16 protein-coding genes are annotated in these 18,563 nt (G+C 73.4%); 15 read left to right on the top strand and 1 reads right to left on the bottom strand.

Going from position 1 to position 18,563, the window contains the following annotated elements; translation table 11 throughout:
• The first annotated feature begins 147 nt into the window (after positions 1-147).
• The 5 genes from QSK20_RS30385 (at position 148) to QSK20_RS30365 (ending at position 6,300) form a co-directional block, all read left to right on the top strand.
• Complete coding sequence (locus QSK20_RS30385; RefSeq protein WP_285792052.1) at positions 148-1,614, top strand: MFS transporter; 1,467 nt, start codon at positions 148-150, stop codon at positions 1,612-1,614.
• 81 nt (positions 1,615-1,695) lie between these two features.
• Positions 1,696-3,537 (top strand): acyl-CoA dehydrogenase, encoded by a 1,842-nt coding sequence (locus QSK20_RS30380; RefSeq protein ID WP_285792051.1) that lies wholly within the window; start codon positions 1,696-1,698, stop codon positions 3,535-3,537.
• Between the two features lie 26 nt (positions 3,538-3,563).
• Complete coding sequence (locus tag QSK20_RS30375; protein ID WP_285792050.1) at positions 3,564-4,289, top strand: 4'-phosphopantetheinyl transferase family protein; 726 nt, start codon at positions 3,564-3,566, stop codon at positions 4,287-4,289.
• A 26-nt stretch (positions 4,290-4,315) separates the two neighbouring features.
• Positions 4,316-4,918 carry an ArsR/SmtB family transcription factor gene (locus QSK20_RS30370; protein WP_285792049.1) on the top strand — a complete coding sequence of 201 codons (603 nt, stop codon included), beginning with the start codon at positions 4,316-4,318 and terminating at the stop codon, positions 4,916-4,918.
• Complete coding sequence (locus tag QSK20_RS30365; protein ID WP_285792048.1) at positions 4,915-6,300, top strand: MFS transporter; 1,386 nt, start codon at positions 4,915-4,917, stop codon at positions 6,298-6,300. Before QSK20_RS30370 ends, QSK20_RS30365 begins: the two co-directional genes overlap by 4 nt.
• Before the next feature lie 6 nt (positions 6,301-6,306).
• Here QSK20_RS30365 and QSK20_RS30360 read toward each other — a convergent pair whose 3' ends face one another.
• Positions 6,307-7,047 carry a GNAT family N-acetyltransferase gene (locus QSK20_RS30360; RefSeq protein WP_285792047.1) on the bottom strand — a complete coding sequence of 247 codons (741 nt, stop codon included), beginning with the start codon at positions 7,045-7,047 and terminating at the stop codon, positions 6,307-6,309.
• A 107-nt stretch (positions 7,048-7,154) separates the two neighbouring features.
• On the opposite strand from QSK20_RS30360, the gene QSK20_RS30355 reads away from it, so the two are divergent.
• The 10 genes from QSK20_RS30355 (at position 7,155) to QSK20_RS30310 (ending at position 18,336) form a co-directional block, all read left to right on the top strand.
• Entirely contained in the window at positions 7,155-7,376 is a 222-nt protein-coding gene (locus QSK20_RS30355) for a hypothetical protein (RefSeq protein ID WP_088984969.1), read from the top strand.
• 75 nt (positions 7,377-7,451) lie between these two features.
• Positions 7,452-8,948 (top strand): replication-associated recombination protein A, encoded by a 1,497-nt coding sequence (locus tag QSK20_RS30350; protein ID WP_285792046.1) that lies wholly within the window; start codon positions 7,452-7,454, stop codon positions 8,946-8,948.
• Positions 8,949-10,918: 1,970 nt separating this feature from the next.
• Positions 10,919-11,545 (top strand): hypothetical protein, encoded by a 627-nt coding sequence (locus tag QSK20_RS30345; protein WP_285792097.1) that lies wholly within the window; start codon positions 10,919-10,921, stop codon positions 11,543-11,545.
• A gap of 182 nt (positions 11,546-11,727) precedes the next feature.
• Positions 11,728-12,189 (top strand): DUF948 domain-containing protein, encoded by a 462-nt coding sequence (locus tag QSK20_RS30340; RefSeq protein WP_285792045.1) that lies wholly within the window; start codon positions 11,728-11,730, stop codon positions 12,187-12,189.
• 22 nt (positions 12,190-12,211) lie between these two features.
• Positions 12,212-12,517, top strand: a complete 306-nt coding sequence (locus tag QSK20_RS30335) for a hypothetical protein (protein WP_145833247.1) — start codon at positions 12,212-12,214, stop codon at positions 12,515-12,517.
• Positions 12,514-15,192, top strand: coding sequence for an alanine--tRNA ligase (alaS, locus tag QSK20_RS30330; RefSeq protein ID WP_285792044.1), 2,679 nt, complete (start codon positions 12,514-12,516; stop codon positions 15,190-15,192). The genes QSK20_RS30335 and alaS overlap by 4 nt, the downstream gene beginning before the upstream one ends.
• Before the next feature lie 130 nt (positions 15,193-15,322).
• A complete protein-coding gene (ruvX, locus tag QSK20_RS30325) occupies positions 15,323-15,781 on the top strand; it encodes a Holliday junction resolvase RuvX (RefSeq protein WP_285792043.1) in 459 nt (152 codons plus the stop codon).
• On the top strand, positions 15,781-16,977 hold the full coding sequence (gene mltG, locus QSK20_RS30320; RefSeq protein ID WP_285792042.1) for an endolytic transglycosylase MltG: 1,197 nt from the start codon (positions 15,781-15,783) through the stop codon (positions 16,975-16,977). Before ruvX ends, mltG begins: the two co-directional genes overlap by 1 nt.
• A 209-nt stretch (positions 16,978-17,186) precedes the next feature.
• Positions 17,187-17,486 carry a hypothetical protein gene (locus tag QSK20_RS30315; protein ID WP_285792041.1) on the top strand — a complete coding sequence of 100 codons (300 nt, stop codon included), beginning with the start codon at positions 17,187-17,189 and terminating at the stop codon, positions 17,484-17,486.
• A gap of 34 nt (positions 17,487-17,520) precedes the next feature.
• The gene (locus QSK20_RS30310) at positions 17,521-18,336 is read left to right on the top strand and encodes a shikimate dehydrogenase (RefSeq protein ID WP_285792040.1); all 816 of its coding nucleotides are present in this window, start codon (positions 17,521-17,523) and stop codon (positions 18,334-18,336) included.
• Positions 18,337-18,563: the final 227 nt, after the last annotated feature.

The following is an 18,563-nucleotide window of genomic DNA, read 5'->3' as shown; positions in this document are numbered from 1 at the left end:
AGCTCCGAGCGGCCGTCCGGTCGACCACCGCCGACCGGTCCGACGACCATCCGCGCCCCACCACCCCGGCTCCGGCCGGTGCCGTCCCGACCGCCCGGGCATCGGGCGGGACCCCCACCACCCACTGAGCACTGCTGAGGAGTCGTGATGGTGCAAGCCGCCGTGCCCGAACGGGACCAGATGTTGAGCCGGGGGCGGGTCGCGCTCCTGCTCGCCATCACCTGCGGCGCCCAACTGCTCGTCATCTTCGACGAGACGGTGGTCAACCTGGCCCTGCCGTCGATCCGGACCGACCTGGAGTTCAGCACCTCCTCGCTGGCCTGGGTGGTCGACGCGTACATGCTGCTCTTCGGCGGGTTCCTGCTGCTCGGCGGCCGGGGCGCCGACCTGTTCGGCCGGCAGCGGATGTTCCTCATCGGGCTGGTCGTCTTCGTCGGCGCGTCGCTGGGCGGTGGGCTCGCCCAGTCCGACACCGCGCTGATCGTCGCCCGGGGCGTGCAGGGCTTCGGCGCGGCGCTGCTCAGTCCGGCCGCGCTGAGCATCCTGGTCACCGCCTTCACCAACGCCGACCAGCGGGGCAAGGCGCTCGGTGTCTGGGGTGGCCTCTCCGGCATCGCCGGCACCACCGGCGTGCTCCTCGGCGGTCTGATCACCGACACCATCGGCTGGCGCTGGGTCTTCTTCATCAACGTCCCGGTCGGCGCGGTGCTGCTCGCCCTCGCCCTGGTCGGCCTGCGGGGCGGTGTCGACCTGGACGCGGCGACCGGTCCGCGCCGGCTGGACGGCTTCGGCGCGGCCACCATCACCGGTGGTCTGCTGCTGCTCGTCTACACCATGCTGAACACCTCGCACCGGGAGTGGAGCGACCCGCTGACCATCGGTGGCCTGGCCGGCGCGGTGGTGCTGATCGCGATCTTCGTGTGGTGGGAGAAGCGTGCCCCGGAGCCGCTGCTGCGCCTCGGCATCCTGGCCAACCGGCAGATCGCGGTGGCGAACATCCTCACCGTGCTGGCCGCCTCGGCGCTCTACGGCACCTTTTTCTTCCTCAGCCTCTACATGCAGGTGATCAACGGCTGGTCGCCGATCCGGGCCGGCCTGTCCTGGGCGCCGCTCGGCCTCACCATGGCGGTCTTCGCCGGGGCGGCCATGCAGCTCACCCCGAAACTGGGCACCCGGAACCTGATCATGGTCGGTCTGGCGCTGGTCGGCGTCGGCCAGGTGCTGCTGCTGCGCAGCACCGTCGACGGCTCGTACGTCAGCGAACTCCTCCCCACCCTGATCCTCTCCGGCGCGGGCTTCGGCCTGGCCCTGGTGCCGCTGGTGGTCGCGGCGGTCAGCGGCGCCGCCCGGGAGGAGAGCGGCATCGCCTCCGGCCTGATGAACACCGCCCAGCAGGTGGGTGGCGCGGTCGGCCTCGCGGTCCTGGTCACCGTCGCCAACGAGCGGCTCTCCGGCCGGATCGGTGAGGGCCCCCAGAACCCGTCCGTGCTGCTCGACGGCCTGCACGCGGCCTTCCTGGTGGCGGCGATCCTGACCGCCGTCGCCGTGCTGGCCACCCTCTTCCTGCCCAGCACCCGCGCCAAGGTCGACATGGCGGCGATCCACGGCGGCTGACCCACCCACGGACCGACGCGGCGGGCCGGACCGGGAACCCCCGGTGCGGCCCGCCGCCGGTGTAGACAGGAGCACACGCAGATGGGCCACTACCGCAGCGACCTGCGGGACCTGGAGTTCGACCTCTTCGAGGTCTTCGGGATCGAGGAGTTCCTCGGCGCCGGCGGCTACCCCGATTTGGACGCCGACACCGTCCGGCAGATCCTCGCCGAGGTGGACCGCTCCGCCCGCGAGGAGCTGGCGGACGCGTTCACCGAGGGCGACCGGCACCCGCCGGTGTTCGACCCGGCCACGCACACCGCGCCGCTGCCCCCGGCGTTCGCCAAGGCGTACCGGGCGTTCCTCGACGCCGGGTTCTGGCGGCTCGGCGACCTGGCCCCGGAGCTGGGCGGCACGCCGGCGCCCCGGATGCTCTGGCGGGCGATCGGCGAGCTGGTGATGGGCGCCAACCCGGCGGTCTGGATCTACGCCTCCGGCCCGCCCCTGGCCAACGTGCTCTGGCACGAGGGGACGGCGGAGCAGAAGCGGTGGGCCCGGATCTTCGTGGACCGCCAGTGGGGTTCCACCATGGCGCTGACCGAGGCAGACGCCGGCTCGGACGTCGGCGCGGGGCGCACCCGGGCGGTGCCGCAGCCGGACGGCTCATGGCACCTGGAGGGCGTCAAGCGGTTCATCACCTCCGGCGAGCACGACCTCACCGAGAACATCGTGCACTACGTGCTGGCCCGTCCGGTGGGCGTCGAGGGCGCCGGTGGCCCCGGCACCAAGGGGCTCTCCCTGTTCGTGGTGCCGAAGTTCCACTTCGACCAGGAGACCGGTGAGCTGGGCGCGCGCAACGGTGCCTTCGCCACGAACGTCGAGGAGAAGATGGGGCTGAAGGTCTCCAACACCTGTGAGCTGACCTTCGGCCAGCACGGCGTGCCGGCGGTCGGCTGGCTGGTGGGGGAGCGGCACGACGGCATCCGGCAGATGTTCCGGATCATCGAGTACGCCCGGATGATGGTCGGCACGAAGGCCATCGCCACGCTCTCCACCGGCTACCGCAACGCGTTGGCGTACGCCCGGGAGCGGGTGCAGGGCGCGGACCTGACCCGGATGGCCGACAAGACCGCCCCCCGGGTACGGATCGTCGCCCACCCCGACGTACGTCGGTCGCTGATGCTCCAGAAGGCGTACGCCGAGGGACTGCGTGCCCTGCTCGTCTACACCGGCCGCTGGCAGGACCGGATGGTCCACGGGCCGGACGCCGACCTGGCCGCCCGGGTCAACGACCTGCTCCTGCCCCTGGTCAAGGGGGTCGGCTCGGAGCGGGCGTACGAGATGCTCGGCCACGAGTCGTTGCAGACCATCGGCGGCTCCGGCTACCTGACCGACTACCCGCTGGAGCAGTACGTCCGGGACGCCAAGATCGACACCCTGTACGAGGGAACCACCGCGATCCAGAGCCTCGACCTGGTGTTCCGCAAGATCGCCAAGGACCAGGGGGTGGCGCTGATGGCCCTGGCCGGCGAGATCGGCGTGTTCGTCGGCGCCGAGGCCGACGACTCGTTCGCCGCCGAGCGGGTCGCGCTGGGCCGGGCGGTCACCGACGTGCAGGGCTGCCTCGGCGCGATGCTGGAGTGGCTGGGCGCCGCGCAGGGCGGCGAACCCCGTCAGCTCTACCTGGTCGGGTTGCACAGCCGGCGGTTGCTGCTGGCCCTCGGTGACCTGCTCGTGGGCTGGCTGCTGCTCCGCCGGGCCGAGGTCGCCACGGGGGCCCTGGACCGGGGCGGCCTCTCCGCCGCCGACCGGGCCTTCTACACCGGCAAGGTGGCGGTGGCCCGGTTCTTCGCCCGGGAGGTGCTGCCCCGGCTCACCGCCGACCGGAAGATCGTCCAGGCCGCGTGCCCCGACCTGATGGACGTCCCCGAGGAGGCGTTCTGATCCACCGCCGGACCACCCGGCCGGTGGTGGCGGCCACCGTCTGGTGGGCCGACCTGGGCCTGCTGCGCCGGTGGCACCACGGGGTGCTGGACGACACCGAGCGGCGACGGCTCGCCGGGATCGTCCACCCCCGGCACCGGCGGCAGTCCACCCTGGGTGCGGTACTGCTGCGGCTGGCCGTCGCGCACCACCGTGGCGTGCCGGCCGACCGGCTCCGGGTGGTCCGCGGGTGTCCGAGCTGCCCGGAGCCGCACGGCCGACCCCGGCTGCCGGAGCACCCGCTGACGGTCTCCGTCTCGCACTCCGGGCGGCGGGTGGTGGTCGCGGTCAGCCACCGGGGCGAGGTCGGGGTGGACGTGGAACGCCGCGACCCCGACCGCGTCCCGGCCGAGCTGGCGCTCTGGTGCCGGCGCGAGGCGGTGGTCAAGGCGACCGGGGACGGCCTGCGGGTCCGCGTCCGGGACGTCCGGATCAGCCCGCCACCCGGGCCGTTCCGGCTGCTGGGGTACCCCGGGCGACCGGACCTGCGGGCCCGGCTGTGGGACCTGCGCGCCGGCCCCGGCTACCTCGGCGCGGCGGCGTTGCTCGACCCGGACGTCCCGGCCGGGTCCGGCCTGCTCGTGGAACGTGGTGCCGCGACCCTGCTCACCGGCCGACCCCGGTCACCTGGTCCGGGGTGGCGCAGGGCCGGGCGGCGGCCACGGCGACGGGTGATCGGGCGGGCCGGGGCGATGCACAACTCTTGTGCATAACTTCTGTGCACGCTTATTGTGCAACGGTGACGAACGAGCAGAGCGGCGGGCCGGTCGGCGTCCGCCTGGATTCCCGGCAGGCCCGGGTGCTGGCCCACCCACTGCGCATCCGGCTCATCGGCGCGCTGCGCACCGACGGCCCGGCCACCGCCACCACCCTCGCCCAGGCGTTGGACACCAACACCGGGGCGACCAGCTACCACCTGCGTCAGCTCGCCGAGGTGGGGCTGGTGACCGAGGAGCCCGACCGGGGCTCGGGCCGGCAGCGCTGGTGGCGGGCGGCGCACGAGCTCACCAGCTTCGAGCCCAGCGACTACGACGACGACCCGGACGCCCGCGCGGCGATCGAGTGGATCCAGGGCGACCACGTGCGCTGGGTGACGGAGCAGGCCGAGCGCTGGCTCGCCGAGCGGGCGACGTACTCCCCGCAGTGGCGGGACGCGTCCGGCATCAGTGACGGCTTCCTGACCATCGGCCCGGAGCGGTTGCAGGCACTCACCCAGGAGATCGGGAACCTGATCCTCCGTTACCGCGCCGAGACGCCCCCCGACGAGACCGACGCCCGGCCGGTCCACGTCGTCTACGCGACTCTCCCCGCAGCCCACCCGGTGTCGGAGCGGGACCGGTGAGCGCGGTGCTCACCGCCGATCAGGTCCGGCGGCGTTACCTGTTCCTGCACGGGCTCCGCTGGCTCCCGGTCGGCCTGCTGATCCCGGTCATGATCCTGCTGATGCAGGAACGCGGCCTCACCCTCGCGCAGATCGGGCTGGTCACCGCCGTCCAGGGCATCGTCGTGCTGCTGCTGGAACTGCCCACCGGCGGGCTCGCCGACGCCCTCGGCCGGCGGCCGCTGCTGCTCACCTCCGCCGTGGTCAGCCTCGCCTCGCTGGCCCTGTTCGCGGTCGCCGACTCGTTCGCCCTCTTCGTCGTGGTCTGGCTGCTCCAGGGCGTCCACCGGGCGCTGGACAGCGGCCCGCTGGAATCCTGGTACGTCGACGCGACCCTGGCCGCCGACCCCGACGCCCAGTACGAGAAGGGGCTCGGTCATGGTGGGACGGTCGTCGGGGTGGCGATCAGCGCCGGTGCGCTGCTCGGTGGCGGGCTGGTCGCGCTCGGCCCGGTCGGTCCGGTGAGCGCGCTGACCACACCGGTGCTGCTCGCCGTCGTCCTGCAAATGGTCGCCCTGGTGGCGCTCGGCATTCTTCTGGTCGAAGCACCTCGGGCGCGGGGCCGGGGGGCGCTGCGGGCATCGGTCGCCGAGGCTCCCCGGAAGGTCGGGCAGGCGGTCGGGCTGCTGCGTCGCTCCCGGGTGCTGCTCGCCCTGGTCGCGGTGGAACTCTTCTGGGGTTTCGGCATGATCGCCTTCGAGGCCCTCCTGCCGGTCCGCCTGGCCGAGGTGGCCGGCGACGCGGACCGGGCGGCGACCCTGCTCGGCCCGGCGAACTCGGTGGCCTGGCTCGCCTCGGCGGCCGGCGCCGCCCTCACCCCGCTGCTGATCCGATGGTGGGGGGCCGCGCCCAGTGCCGCCGCACTGCGGATTCTGCAGGGGGCGACCGTGCTCGGCATGGGGCTGTTCGCCGGGCCGGTCGGCGTGCTGGTGGCCTACCTGGCCTGCTACACGGTGCACGGGGCCTCCAACCCGCTGCACACCGGGCTGCTGCACCGACAGGTCGACGGCCCGTACCGGACGGTGGTGCTCTCGCTGAACTCGATGGTGGCGATGCCGGCCGGCGCACTGGGCGGGATCGTGCTCACCGCCCTGGCGGACACCACCAGCGTCAGCACGGCGATGCTGGTCGGCGCGGTGGTGCTGGCCGTGGCCGCGCCGCTCTACCTGCCCGCCTGGCGGGCCGCCCGACGGATCCCGGCCACCCCCGCCGAGCCCACCCCGACCGCCGACTCCGCCGTGGCGGCCGGGCCCGCTCCCGTCGGCATGACCGGTGGTGCCGACGCTGTGGAGCTGCCCGCGCGGACGGGGCAGCTCCGCAGCGCCCCGGACCCGACGCCGTGAAGGCCCTCAGTGGAGCCGCACCGAGCTGCGGGCAAGGGAGTGGGTGAAGCCGAGTCGCCGGTAGAGGCGCAGTGCGCCGACGTTGTGGGTGTAGACGCCGAGCGCCACGTGGTCGTACCGGGCGAAGAGGGCACGGGCCATGCCGACGGTCAGCGCCGCGCCCAGGCCGCGCCCCCGCTCGGTGGGCGCGACGGTCAGGCCGGCGAGGAAGCCGATCTCGCCCTGGCTGCGGTCCGCCCCGGCGGCGACCAGCCGGTCACCGGCCCGGATGCCGTACCAGTCGACCACCCGTGGATCGCCGGGCGGTGAGGTGCTGCCCGGGTAGGCCTCGTCGACCAGCGCGGTGAGCGCCGGAAGGTCGGCCCTGGTGAGGCGGACCACCCGTTCCTCGCCGGGCTGGTGTGGCGGCGGGGCGGTGGCCCAGAGGAAGTCCCAGTCGTTGTGCTGGACGACCGGCAGTCGTCCGGCCAGGTCCGCCGGGTCGAGCCGGGGCAGGTGCAGCCACTGTCCGGCCCGTACGACCCCCTCGGCGAGCAGCGCCGCGAAGAGGTCGACCGCCGGCCCGGGTGCGCCGAACGCCCCGCCGGCCGGGCCCCGCTCGGCGGGGAGCAGCCACGCCGTGGTGCCGTCGCGCAGCCACGCCCGCGGCTCGTCGTCCCGGCCGAGAACGTGCCGGGCGTACGGGTGGTGACCGGTGGCCGCCAGAACCGCCGCCCGCCCGTGTACCGCCCGCGCTGACCCGATCATGCCGCCAGCCTAGCCAGGACGCGGATGCCGTCCACCCTGGAGATTGGCGATCGGACCGATCGGGTACATCACGGCCGACGTACCCGACCCCTGACCGGAGGACCGACATGCTCGCCATCGCCGCGGCCATCGTTTTCGGTTTCGCCCTGCTCATCGACCTGCTCAACAACAACTTCGGCGCGCCCGACCTGTTCAACTGGAACACCCTGGTCCTGATCGGCCTGCTCCTGCTCTCGCTCTACCTGGCCGGCGTCGGCCGTGGTCCGCGCGGTGCGGGCGGCGGGGGTGGCGGCCGGTGGTACCGGGGCCGCCGCCCGGGGCGTGGCTGACCGCTTCCGATCATCACCGGCCCGTCCCGCGCCGCGATTCCGGCGTCGCGGGACCGGGCCGGTACTGTCTTCGTGATGGAGTCCGACGCCCTGTTCACTCTCGGTGACCCCGCGGAAGCGCCGCGCGCGCCCGCCGGGTTCGGCGGCGCGTCCGCCGGGGTCGACGGCTTCGACACCGTCGGGGCCGACGCGCCGTTGCCGGTGCGGATGCGTCCGGCGAACCTCGACGAACTGGTCGGTCAGGAGCACCTGCTCGCCCCCGGTTCGCCGCTGCGGCAACTGGTCGGCGGCGCGACCCCGATGTCGGTGATCCTCTGGGGACCGCCGGGCTGCGGCAAGACCACCATCGCCCACCTGGTGGCCCGGGCCACCGACCGTCGGTTCGTCGCGATGTCCGCGCTCACCGCCGGGGTCAAGGACGTCCGCGCGGTCATCGAGACCGCCCGTCGGCAACGCCGCTCCGGCGGCCCACCCACCGTGCTCTTCATCGACGAGGTGCACCGGTTCAGCAAGACCCAGCAGGACTCGTTGCTCGCCGCGGTCGAGGACCGGACGGTCACCCTGCTCGCGGCGACCACCGAGAACCCGTACTTCTCGGTCATCTCGCCCCTGCTGTCCCGCTGCGTGCTGCTGACCCTGCAACCACTCACCGAGGACGCGGTCCGGGGCCTGCTCCGTCGCGCGGTCACCGACGAGCGGGGCCTGGGCGGTGCGCCCACCCTCGCCCCCGAGGCCGAGGACCACCTGGTCCGCCTCGCCGGCGGCGACGTCCGCAAGGCGCTCACCGCCCTGGAGGCGGCCGCCGCCTCGGCCACGGCGCTCGGGGTCGACCGGATCGACCTGGCCACCGCCGAACAGGCGGTCGACGTGGCGGCGGTCCGCTACGACCGGGCCGGCGACGCCCACTACGACGTCACCAGCGCCTTCATCAAGAGCATGCGCGGTTCCGACGTCGACGCGGCGCTGCACTGGCTGGCCCGGATGCTGGTCGCCGGTGAGGACGCCCGGTTCGTCGCGCGCCGGCTGGTCATCTTCGCCAGCGAGGACGTGGGCATGGCCGATCCGTCCGCGTTGAGCGTGGCCACCGCCGCCGCGCACGCCGTGGAGTACGTCGGACTTCCCGAGGCCCAGCTCAACCTCGCCCAGGCGGTCATCCACCTGGCCACCGCGCCGAAGTCCAACTCGGCGACCACCGCGATCGGAGCGGCGATCGGGGACGTCCGGGCCGGCCGGGGTGGGCCGGTGCCCCGCGCCCTGCGCGACGCCCACTACTCCGGCGCCCGGGGGCTGGGGCACGGCACCGGCTACCGCTACCCCCACGACGACCAGCGCGGTGTGGTCACCCAGCAGTACGTCCCGGACGACCTGGTCGGCACCGACTACTACCGGCCCACCGAACACGGCGCGGAGCGTGCGGTGGCCACCCGGCTGCCGCTGCTGCGCCGCATCGTCCGGGGCCGGGCCACCTCGGTCGCCGACCCACCGGTGGACGCCGGACGGGGCACGACGGACGCGACCGGCGTCCCGGCGGATGAGGGCGGCGCGGACGCCGCCAGGAAGGGTCACCAGTGAGACCTCGTGGTGCGGATCGGCCGGAGGACGGCCCCGACGAGCGGCGGGACCCCAAGGCCAGGGGACGCCGCTGGGGACGCGGCCGGTCCGACGCGGAACCGGAGGAGCCGGTCGGCGGCGAGGAACTGGGCTGGATCGACGACCTGCGTACCGCCAAGCGGCAGCGCAGCGAACTCGGCCCGGAAGCCGGAGCGCGGGAGACAGGCGAGCCGGCGCCACCCCCCGGTCCCCGGCCACCTGTCGCGCCGCCCCCGCCGGCAGGTGCGGTGCCCGGTCCGGCGGGGCCGCCACGCCCCGGTGACCTGACGGCGGCGCTCCCGCCCGGCGCTCCCGCCCGGCGGCCCGGGCGTCCGGACGGTCCGTGGCCGGGCGCCGCCGTTCCCACGTCGCGCCCCGGCCCCGAGACGGCGCCTCCGGTCCGTCCCGGCCACGAGGTTCCGCCGTCCGGTCGCTCCGGCCACGAGGTTCCGTCGCCGGTTCGTTCCGGTCCGGAGGCTCAGCCGCCGGTCCGCCCGGGACACGGAGTGCCACCGGCGGCCGACCGGACGAGCCGCCCGCCGGGTGCGCCCGAACCGGCCCCACGGACGGCGCCCGGCTTCCCACCTCCTCCCGCCGGCCGGGTCCCCGTCGAGGGGACGGCCGGCGTGGCGCGTCCTCCCGTCCCCGACGAGCGTCCGCCGGCCCGGCGACGCGTGCCGGAGCAGGGCACCGCGCCGGTTCCGGCCTCGGGTAACGCCCCGCCGGTTCCGCTGTCGGGTAACGCCCCACCGGTGCCGGCCTCGGGCAACGCTCCCGTTCCGCGGTCGGGCAACGCCCCGCCGGTTCCGGCGTCGGCCGCGTCCGGGCCGGTGGCCCCGGGACCCCTGACCCCCGGGCCGGGTGAGCGGAACGACCCGCCGCCCGCCGCCGGTCGGCGACGTGCCGCCGACCACGACGACGACCGTGCGGCCGGACGTCGTCGTCCCGCCGGACCGGACGACGACCGGTCGGTGGGGCGACGTCGGGCCGCCGACCCGGCCGAGCCCGGCCGACCGGCGACCGGGTCGGCCCGTCCGCCGGTGCCCGGTCCGGCGGGACCGGCCCTGGACCCGCATACCGTTCCGCCGGCCCGGGGTGCCGCCCGGTCCGGTCCGGTGGCCCAGCCGCCACGTCCCGGACCGGAGTCCGCCACCCCGGCGCGCGGCGCGGCCCGCCCCGGTCCCGTTCCCCCCGTTCCCGGCCCGGGCCGGCCGGCCGGACCGGGAGCCGTGCCGCATGGGCCGGGTGCCGTGCCGCCACCCGGATCTGGTGTCGTGCCGCCGCACGGGCCTGGTGTCGTACCGCCACCCGGGCCCGGTGTCGTGCCGCCGCACGGGCCTGGTGTCGTGCCGCCGCACGCAGCGGGCACCCCCGTCCGGCCGGCACCGGGTGCCCCGGTACCCGGACCACGGGTGATGCCCGGCGAGCCGCCCGCCGGCCCGGCGCGCGGCGCGGCCCGTCCCCCGGCCCCGGTCGATCCGGACCCGCGGGAGGTGACCCGTCCCGGGGGCGGTCCGGCTGGCCCCGCCGTCGGAGCGCCGTCCGGTGCGCCGGCCGTCGACCCGTCCGCCGGTCCGCGTCCGCCGACCGTCCCGGGCCGTGCCCCGGTCGCGCCGACGTCCGGCCCGCCGACCGTGGCCCGGGCCGCCGCGTCGGTCGCCCGACCCGTGTCCGGCCGGGCCACCCCGCCCGGTGGAGAGCCCGAACGACCCGGCGGCGTACCGCCCGTCCGTGACCAGGAGCGTGCCGGGACCGCCGCCGTCCCGTCCGGGCACGACCGGCCCGGCGAGCCGGGTGGCCGGCCGGGTGGACATCCGACGGCCCGGGCCGCCGTGGTGCCGCCGGAGAACCCACCGCCGTTGCGCAGCGCCGTCGGGATCGAACCGTCCGACGACGACGGTGCCCGAACCGGTGGGCCGCTCCGCGTCGCCCGTTCCGAACTGCGCCGGCAGATGCGGGAACGCCGCCGGCTCCGACTCGGTGTGCTGGTCGCGGTGAGCGTGCTCCTGCTCGGCGCGGTGCCGACCTTCTTCGCCGTCCGGGCGCTCAGCCGTGACCCGGTCTTCGGCTCCCTGGACGAGTTGCAGGTGCCGGCCTGGGCCGCGACGGAGACCGTCGACAACGTCAGTGGCAGCCGCTGGTGCCTCCAGGACTGCCGGCTGCGGGAACGCAGCGCGTCCTCGGACCGTTCACCGGAGGAGACCGCGCCGGAGTACGAGCGGGCGTTGTCGGCCGCCGGCTGGCAGCGGTGGCAGGTGACCCGCTGCCCGGAGCAGCCCGCCCCGGGGCAGTACACCTGCTGGCGACGGGACGAGCTGACCCTCGACCTCTGGGTCCGTCCGCCGACGTGTGTGCCGCCGCCGATCGACGGCCAACCGGCGGTTCCGCCGTCGCCGCTGTCGTCGCCCACCGCAGCCGGTGACTGCACCGGATCGTTGGTGTCGTTGAAGGTCCGCAACGCCATCGACGACGACCGCACCCGGCCGCAGCCGAGCACGGACCCGTCGCTCACCGGTGAGGATCCGTTCCCCACCTTCACCGACGACCCGCTCGACGATCTGACACCCTCACCGTCCTGAGCCGCCGTCCATCACTGACGGTAGGGTCTGGGGCTGGCGGACCGGCTGCCGGTCATGCCGCTGGTGGCCGCGCTCGCCGCTGGTGCTCGACCAGGACGGCGTCCGGCACACCGGTGACGGGTACGACGGTCGCACGTTCCGCCGACGACGGGTCGGCGGAACACTGCTTAGGGAGGACACGCGTGGAGCTTGGAGAGGTCGCGGCGCTGGTGGCGGCGATCGCGTTCGCGATGCTGGTGCTGATCCTGACGCTGCCCATCCTGCGCCTGCGGCACACCGTGGACGCCACGACCCGCATGATCAACGACCTCAACGAGCAGACCAGGCCGTTGCTGGGCAACGTCAACACCACGGTGGAGAACGTCAACACGGCCCTGACCCAGGTGCAGACCTCGCTCGACGGGGTGAACCTCCAGCTCGCCAAGGTCGACACCATGACCAGCCACGCGCAGAACGTCACCGCCAACGTGGCGAACCTGGCCACCGTGGTCTCCGCCGCCGCCGCGAACCCGCTGGTCAAGGTCGCCGCCTTCGGGTACGGCGTGCGCAAGGCCGCCTCCGCGCGCCGGCACGCCGAGACCGAGCGCGAGGTGCGCGACACCATCAAGCAGCAGCGTCGCGCCGCCAGGCGTGGCGACCGCTGAGCCGGTAGCGGGAGGAAGAGACATGAGGCGTCTGTTCTGGCTCGGCATCGGGCTCGCCGTCGGCGTGGTGGTGGTCCGCAAGGCCACCCGGACCGCGCACGCGTACACCCCGCAGGGCATCGCCGGTTCGCTGACCGAATCCGCTGGCGGACTGCTGGAGTCGCTGCGTAGCTTCGTGGAGGACGTCCGGATCGGGATGGCCGAACGCGAACAGGAGATCCACGAGGCGTTCGCCCGGGGCGAGGCGTTCGACGACCAGTTCGCCGAGCTGCGGGAGGACCCGCGCATCGGCGACCGAGAGATCTTTCCGGAGGAACCCCAGCGATGAAGACGGCGGAGATCAAGCGGCGGTATCTCGCCCACTTCGAGGCGAACGGCCACGCCGTGGTGCCGTCCGCTCCGCTGCCCGCCATCAGCGATCCGAACCTGCTGTTCGTCAACGCCGGCATGGTGCAGTTCGTCCCGTACTTCCTGGGGCAGCAGACCCCGCCGTACCCGCGGGCGGTCAGTGTCCAGAAGTGCATCCGGACGCCGGACATCGACGAGGTCGGCAAGACCAGCCGGCACGGCACGTTCTTCCAGATGAACGGCAACTTCTCCTTCGGTGACTACTTCAAGGCCGGGGCGATCCCGCTCGCCTGGGAGTTGTCCACCAAGCCGGTCGCCGAGGGCGGCTTCGGGCTCGACCCGGAGCGGGTCTGGCCCACCGTCTACCTCGACGACGACGAGGCGTACGACATCTGGCGGTCGGTCGGCGTGCCGGCGGAGCGGATCGTTCGCCGGGGCAAGAAGGACAACTACTGGTCGATGGGCATCCCCGGCCCGGCCGGCCCCTGCTCGGAGCTGTTCTACGACCGGGGCCCCGCCTACGGGCGGGAGGGCGGTCCGGAGGTCGACGAGGACCGCTACCTGGAGTTCTGGAACCTCGTCTTCATGCAGTACGAGATCGCGGACGTGACCAGCAAGGAGCACTTCCGGATCGTCGGCGACCTGCCGAAGAAGAACATCGACACCGGCATGGGGCTGGAGCGGATCGCCTCCATCCTCCAGGGCGTCGACAACCTCTACGAGATCGACGAGGTCCGGCCGATCCTCGACCGGGCCAGCGAGCTGTCCGGCAAGCGGTACGGCGCGCACTCCGGCCAGGTGGCCGCCGAGTCGCACCCGGACGACGTCCGGCTGCGGGTGGTCGCCGACCACGTGCGGACCGCGCTGATGCTCATCGGTGACGGGGTGACCCCGAGCAACGAGGGGCGCGGCTACGTGCTGCGCCGGATCATGCGCCGGGCGATCCGGGCGATGCGGCTGCTGGGCTACCAGGACCGGGCGCTGCCGGAGCTGCTGCCGGTGGCCCGGGACTGCATGTCCCCGTCGTACCCGGAACTGGCCACCGAGTTCGACCGGATCTCGCAGTACGCGTACGCGGAGGAGGACGCCTTCCTCTCCACCCTGCGCGCCGGCACCACGATCCTGGACACCGCGATCAGCGAGACGAAGCGGGCCGGGAAGCCGGCGCTCTCCGGGGACAAGGCGTTCCAGCTGCACGACACGTACGGCTTCCCGATCGACCTGACCCTGGAGATCGCCGCCGAGCAGGGGCTGACCGTCGACGCCGAGGGCTTCCGCCGGCTGATGGCCGACCAGCGGTCCCGGGCGAAGGCCGACGCGAAGGCCCGCAAGACCGGGCACACCGACCTGTCCGCGTACCGGTCGGTGCTGGACGGCGGCGGCCCGGTGACCTTCACCGGGTACACCGAGACCTCGCGTGAGGCGAGGGTCCGGGCGCTGCTCTCCGGCGGCGCGCCGGTCGCCGCGGCCGTCGAGGGGGACACCATCGAGCTGGTGCTCGACACGACCCCGTTCTACGCCGAGGGCGGCGGGCAACAGCCCGACCAGGGGCTGATCACCGTCGGCGGCGGCGAGGTCGAGGTCTTCGACGTCCAGCAGCCGGTGCCCGGCCTGGTGGTGCACCGGGCGCGGGTGCGCCGGGGCGAGGTGCGTTCCGGCGAGACCGGCTTCGCCGAGATCGACGTGACCCGGCGGCGGGCGATCTCCCGGTCGCACACCGCCACCCACCTGGTGCACCAGACCATGCGCAACTTCCTCGGCGAGTCGGCGACGCAGGCCGGTTCGCTGAACGCCCCGGGTCGACTGCGGTTCGACTTCAACACCCCGACCGGTGTCGCGCCGAGCGTGCTGCACGACGTGGAGCAGCAGGTCAACGAGGTGCTCCTGGCCGACCTGGAGGTGCACGCCTTCGTCACCTCGCTGGAGGAGGCCCGCCGGATCGGCGCCATGGCGCTCTTCGGCGAGAAGTACGGCGACGAGGTGCGGGTCGTCGAGGTCGGCGACTACGCCCGGGAGCTGTGCGGCGGCACGCACGTCGACCGGTCCGGGCAGCTCGGCCTGGTGAAGATCCTCTCCGAGGCGTCGATCGGGTCCGGGGTGCGCCGGGTCGAGGCGCTGGTCGGCATGGACGCGTTCCGCTTCCTGGCCAAGGAGCACCTGCTCGTCGCCCGGCTGGCCGAGCTGTACCGGGTGCCCAGCGACCAGGTGGCCGACCGGGTGGAGCAGACCGTCAGCCAGCTCCGCGACGCCGAGCGGGAGCTGGAGAAGCTCCGGGCCCAGTTGGTGCTCGGCGGAGCGGCGGCGCTCGCCGCGCAGGCGAAGGACGTGCGCGGCGTCGCGTACGTCGGCACCGAGGCGCCGGAGGGCGCGGCCGGCAACGACGTGCGGACCCTTGCCCAGGAGATCCGGGGCCGGATCGACGCGGCACGGCCGGCGGTGGTCGCGGTGACGGCCCGAGCCAACGGCAAGGCGTCCCTGGTGGTGGCGGTGAACGGCGCGGCGCGCAGCCGGGGCCTGGCCGCGAACGACCTGGTCAAGGCGGCCTTCTCCGGTCGGGGCGGGGGCAGTCCCGACCTGGCCCAGGGCGGCGGCCTGCCGGCGGCCGAGGCGCCGAACCTGCTGCTCACCGTGGAGAAGGCGATCAGCGAGGCATAACGTCCCCGACGAGGTGCACCAGGGCGGGCCGCATGGTCCGCCCTGGTGCGTTCTGCCGCCGGGAGCCCGGGGTACGTTGTCCGGCGGTGTGCATCCAGCCGGTGCGGTCAGTCGCAGGGAGTGAACCCGATTGAGTGAATTCGCGCGGGGCGTCCGCCTCGGGGTGGACGTCGGCCAGGTCCGCGTCGGTGTGTCGATCTGCGATCCGGACGGCATCCTGGCCACCCCGCTGGTCACCCTCGCCCGCGACCTGACCAGCGCGGACGACACCGTTCCCGGCGACGTGGCCGAGCTGCGCCGGCTCGTCGCCGAGCACGGGGCGGTCGAGGTGGTGGTGGGGCTCCCGGTGAACCTGGCCGGGAAGCACGGACCGGCCGCCGTACACGCCAGGTCGTACGCGGACCGTTTGGCTGATGTAATAGCGCCTGTTCCGGTGACGCTCACTGACGAGAGGATGTCGACCGTGGTGGCTAGTCGTAGGCTGGCCGAGCGGGGCGTCCGGGGAAAACGGCAACGGGCGGTGGTCGACCAGGCCGCCGCGGTGGAGATTCTGCAGAGCTGGCTAGAGGCGCAGCGGAGGCGGACGTAATGATCGACGATCTGGACCTCGGTTTCGACGAACGCGACCGGGGCGAGAAGGGCAAGCACCGGCGCAGTGCCATGCGCAAGCGCAAGGGCAAGTCCGGTGGTGGGGGCCGCACGGTCCTCGCCCTCCTGCTGGCGTTCGTCCTGCTCGGCGCGATCGGCGGCGGTGCCTTCTACGGCTTCGACCGGGTGCAGAGCTACTTCGTCACCCCCGACTACGACGGCGCCGGCACCGGCGAGCTGACCGTCGAGGTCAAGCAGGGCGCGTTGATCGCCGACATCGCCAACGTGCTCTACAGCGCGGGCGTGGTCAAGAGCGCCCAGGCGTTCATCGACGCCGCCGAGGAGAACTCGCGCAGCAAGAACATCCAGCCCGGCACCTACAAGGTGCGCAAGCAGATGAGCGGCGAGAGCGCCCTCGGCATGCTCCTCGACCTCAAGAACAAGATCGTCAACGGGATCACCATCCCCGAGGGGCGCAGCGCCAAGCAGACGTACAAGCTCCTGTCGGAGAAGACCCAGATCCCGGTGGAGGACTTCGAGGCGGCGGCGAAGGACCCGGAGGCGCTCGGCGTCCCGGACTGGTGGTTCACCCGCAACGACGGCAAGAAGGTCGTCAAGTCGATCGAGGGCTTCCTCTACCCGGACACCTACGAGGTGCCGCCGAAGGCGACCGCCGAGGTGATCCTCAAGGAGATGGTGGCGAACTTCCTCACCGTCACCGGCAAGATGCAGTTCGCCGAGCGGGTGCAGAAGGAGCGCGGCGGGATCAGCCCGTACGAGGCCCTGATCGTCGCCTCGCTCGCCCAGGCCGAGGCGGGCAACAAGGACGACCTCGGCAAGGTCGCTCGGGTGGCCTACAACCGGGTCTACGGTGACTTCGACTGCAATTGCCTGGAGATGGACGTCACGGTCAACTACTACCTGGAGTCGACCGGTCAGCGGACCAAGTCGTCCAAGGAGATGACCGCCGCCGACATGGACAACCCGAAGAACCCGTACAACCGCAAGCTGCCAGGTCTGGTGCCCACTCCGATCAACAACCCGGGCAAGGACGCGATGGAGGGAGCGATGGACCCGCCGGAGGGGAAGTGGCTCTTCTTCGTGGCGATCGACAAGGAGGGGCACTCCGCCTTCGCCGAGACCTACGAGGAACAGCTCCGTAACGAGGCCAAGGCGAAGGAAGCTGGCATCATCTGAGCTTCGGTCGACGATCGGGTTCACCCTGGATCAGGGTGAACCCGATCTGTCTTTTGTGGGGAAGCGTGGTCGTGAAGGGTTGATCCATCACTTTCTGCTCGATAGGCTTCTACTGTCCGTATTCAAAATGGTGGCGAATGGGGAGAAGTATGCGCGTCGGGAAGTGGTCAGCGAGAGCAGGAGCAGTTGCAACGACCGCAGGAGCGCTGGTGGCCTTCGCTGCGGTACCGGCGCAGGCTGCCGAGATCAGCTTGAGCACCACAGGAGCCGCAGGGCGCGCGGTCTACATCGCGAATGGTGACTGGGACCTGTTCGCCCGCGACACGCTAACCGACAGCCACTGCGCCCGCTGGCAGGAGAGGGCACCGGGTAGCAGTACGTGGAACTACAAGGGGAACTCCATCTGCACCGCCACCGAGGGCTGGGCGGCGTTCGCACGGTCCGGCTACTCCTACCGGATCTGCCGCACTGGTATCGGTAACTGCTCGACGGTGAGTACGCTGCCCTGAGTCAAAGGGACACGCGTTGAGGTGAGGGAGTGACGTGACAGCGCGCCGAGCGGCGGTGGTCGGTACGCCGATCGCGCACTCCCTCTCCCCGGCGATCCACAACGCCGGGTACGCGGCGGCCGGGCTGAGCGGATGGTCGTACACCCGGATCGAGTGCGACGCGGCCGGGCTGCCCGGCCTGGTCGCCGGGCTCGGGCCGGAGTGGGCCGGCCTGTCGGTGACCATGCCGGGCAAGGAGGCCGCGCTCACCGTGGCCGCCGAGGTGTCGCCGGTCGCCGCCGCCGTCGGGGCCGCCAACACGCTGGTCCACCGCCCGGACGGCACCTGGTACGCGGACAACACCGACGTGGTGGGCATGGTCGAGGTGCTGACCGCCGCCGGAGTCTCCCCGGGGGCCACGGTCACCGTGCTCGGTGCCGGGGGCACCGCCCGGGCGGCGGTCGCGGCGGCGGCGCGGCTGGCCGCGAAGTCGGTGACCGTGGCGGCCCGCCGCCCCGAGGCGGTCGCCGAGCTGCGTCCGGTGGCCGGGGCGCTCGGCGTGCCGATGGTCGCCGCCCCGTGGGCCGAGGCCGCCGCGCACCTCGACGCCGACGTGGTGGTCTCCACCCTGCCGAAGGGAGCCGCCGACCCGTTCGCCGAGGTGGCCGCCTGGCGGCCCGGGACGGTCTGCTTCGACGCGCTCTACGACCCGTGGCCGACCCCGTTGGCCGCGTCCGCGCAGGCGGCCGGCTGCCCGGTGGTCTCCGGGCTCGACCTGCTGCTGGCCCAGGCCGTCGGCCAGTTCGAGCACTTCACCGGCGTCACCGCGCCGGTCGAGGCGATGCGCGTGGCCCTCGCCGCCGCCCGCTGACCCGCTCCGGGCTCGGTGCAATCGACTCCGGTTCGGCGATACGGGGCCATCCCCCGCGCGGGACAGCCCCGTATCGGCGAACTCGTGATCGTGGGGCGGCGGTCAGGCTCCTGCGGCTGACTTGAGGTCGGCGGCGCGGTCGGTGTTCTCCCAGGTCAACTCGGGTAGGTCCCGGCCGAAGTGGCCGTACGCGGCGGTCTGCCGGTAGATCGGCCGGAGCAGGTCCA

Source organism: Micromonospora sp. NBRC 101691 (genome assembly GCF_030269285.1).
Taxonomy (GTDB): Bacteria; Actinomycetota; Actinomycetes; order Mycobacteriales; family Micromonosporaceae; genus Micromonospora; species Micromonospora echinospora.
Note: the sequence above shows the minus strand (reverse complement) of the source record. Positions and strands in the feature narration are given on the sequence as shown.

Bases quoted from the DNA above. Each gene is read 5' to 3' on its own strand.
- QSK20_RS30385 (WP_285792052.1), top strand. From the start codon at position 148: ATGGTGCAAGCCGCCGTGCCCGAACGGGACCAGATGTTGAGCCGGGGG.
- QSK20_RS30380 (WP_285792051.1), top strand. From the start codon at position 1,696: ATGGGCCACTACCGCAGCGACCTGCGGGACCTGGAGTTCGACCTCTTC.
- QSK20_RS30360 (WP_285792047.1), bottom strand. From the start codon at position 7,047: ATGATCGGGTCAGCGCGGGCGGTACACGGGCGGGCGGCGGTTCTGGCG.
- QSK20_RS30355 (WP_088984969.1), top strand. From the start codon at position 7,155: ATGCTCGCCATCGCCGCGGCCATCGTTTTCGGTTTCGCCCTGCTCATC.
- QSK20_RS30350 (WP_285792046.1), top strand. From the start codon at position 7,452: ATGGAGTCCGACGCCCTGTTCACTCTCGGTGACCCCGCGGAAGCGCCG.
- QSK20_RS30345 (WP_285792097.1), top strand. From the start codon at position 10,919: ATGCGGGAACGCCGCCGGCTCCGACTCGGTGTGCTGGTCGCGGTGAGC.
- QSK20_RS30335 (WP_145833247.1), top strand. From the start codon at position 12,212: ATGAGGCGTCTGTTCTGGCTCGGCATCGGGCTCGCCGTCGGCGTGGTG.
- alaS (WP_285792044.1), top strand. From the start codon at position 12,514: ATGAAGACGGCGGAGATCAAGCGGCGGTATCTCGCCCACTTCGAGGCG.
- mltG (WP_285792042.1), top strand. From the start codon at position 15,781: ATGATCGACGATCTGGACCTCGGTTTCGACGAACGCGACCGGGGCGAG.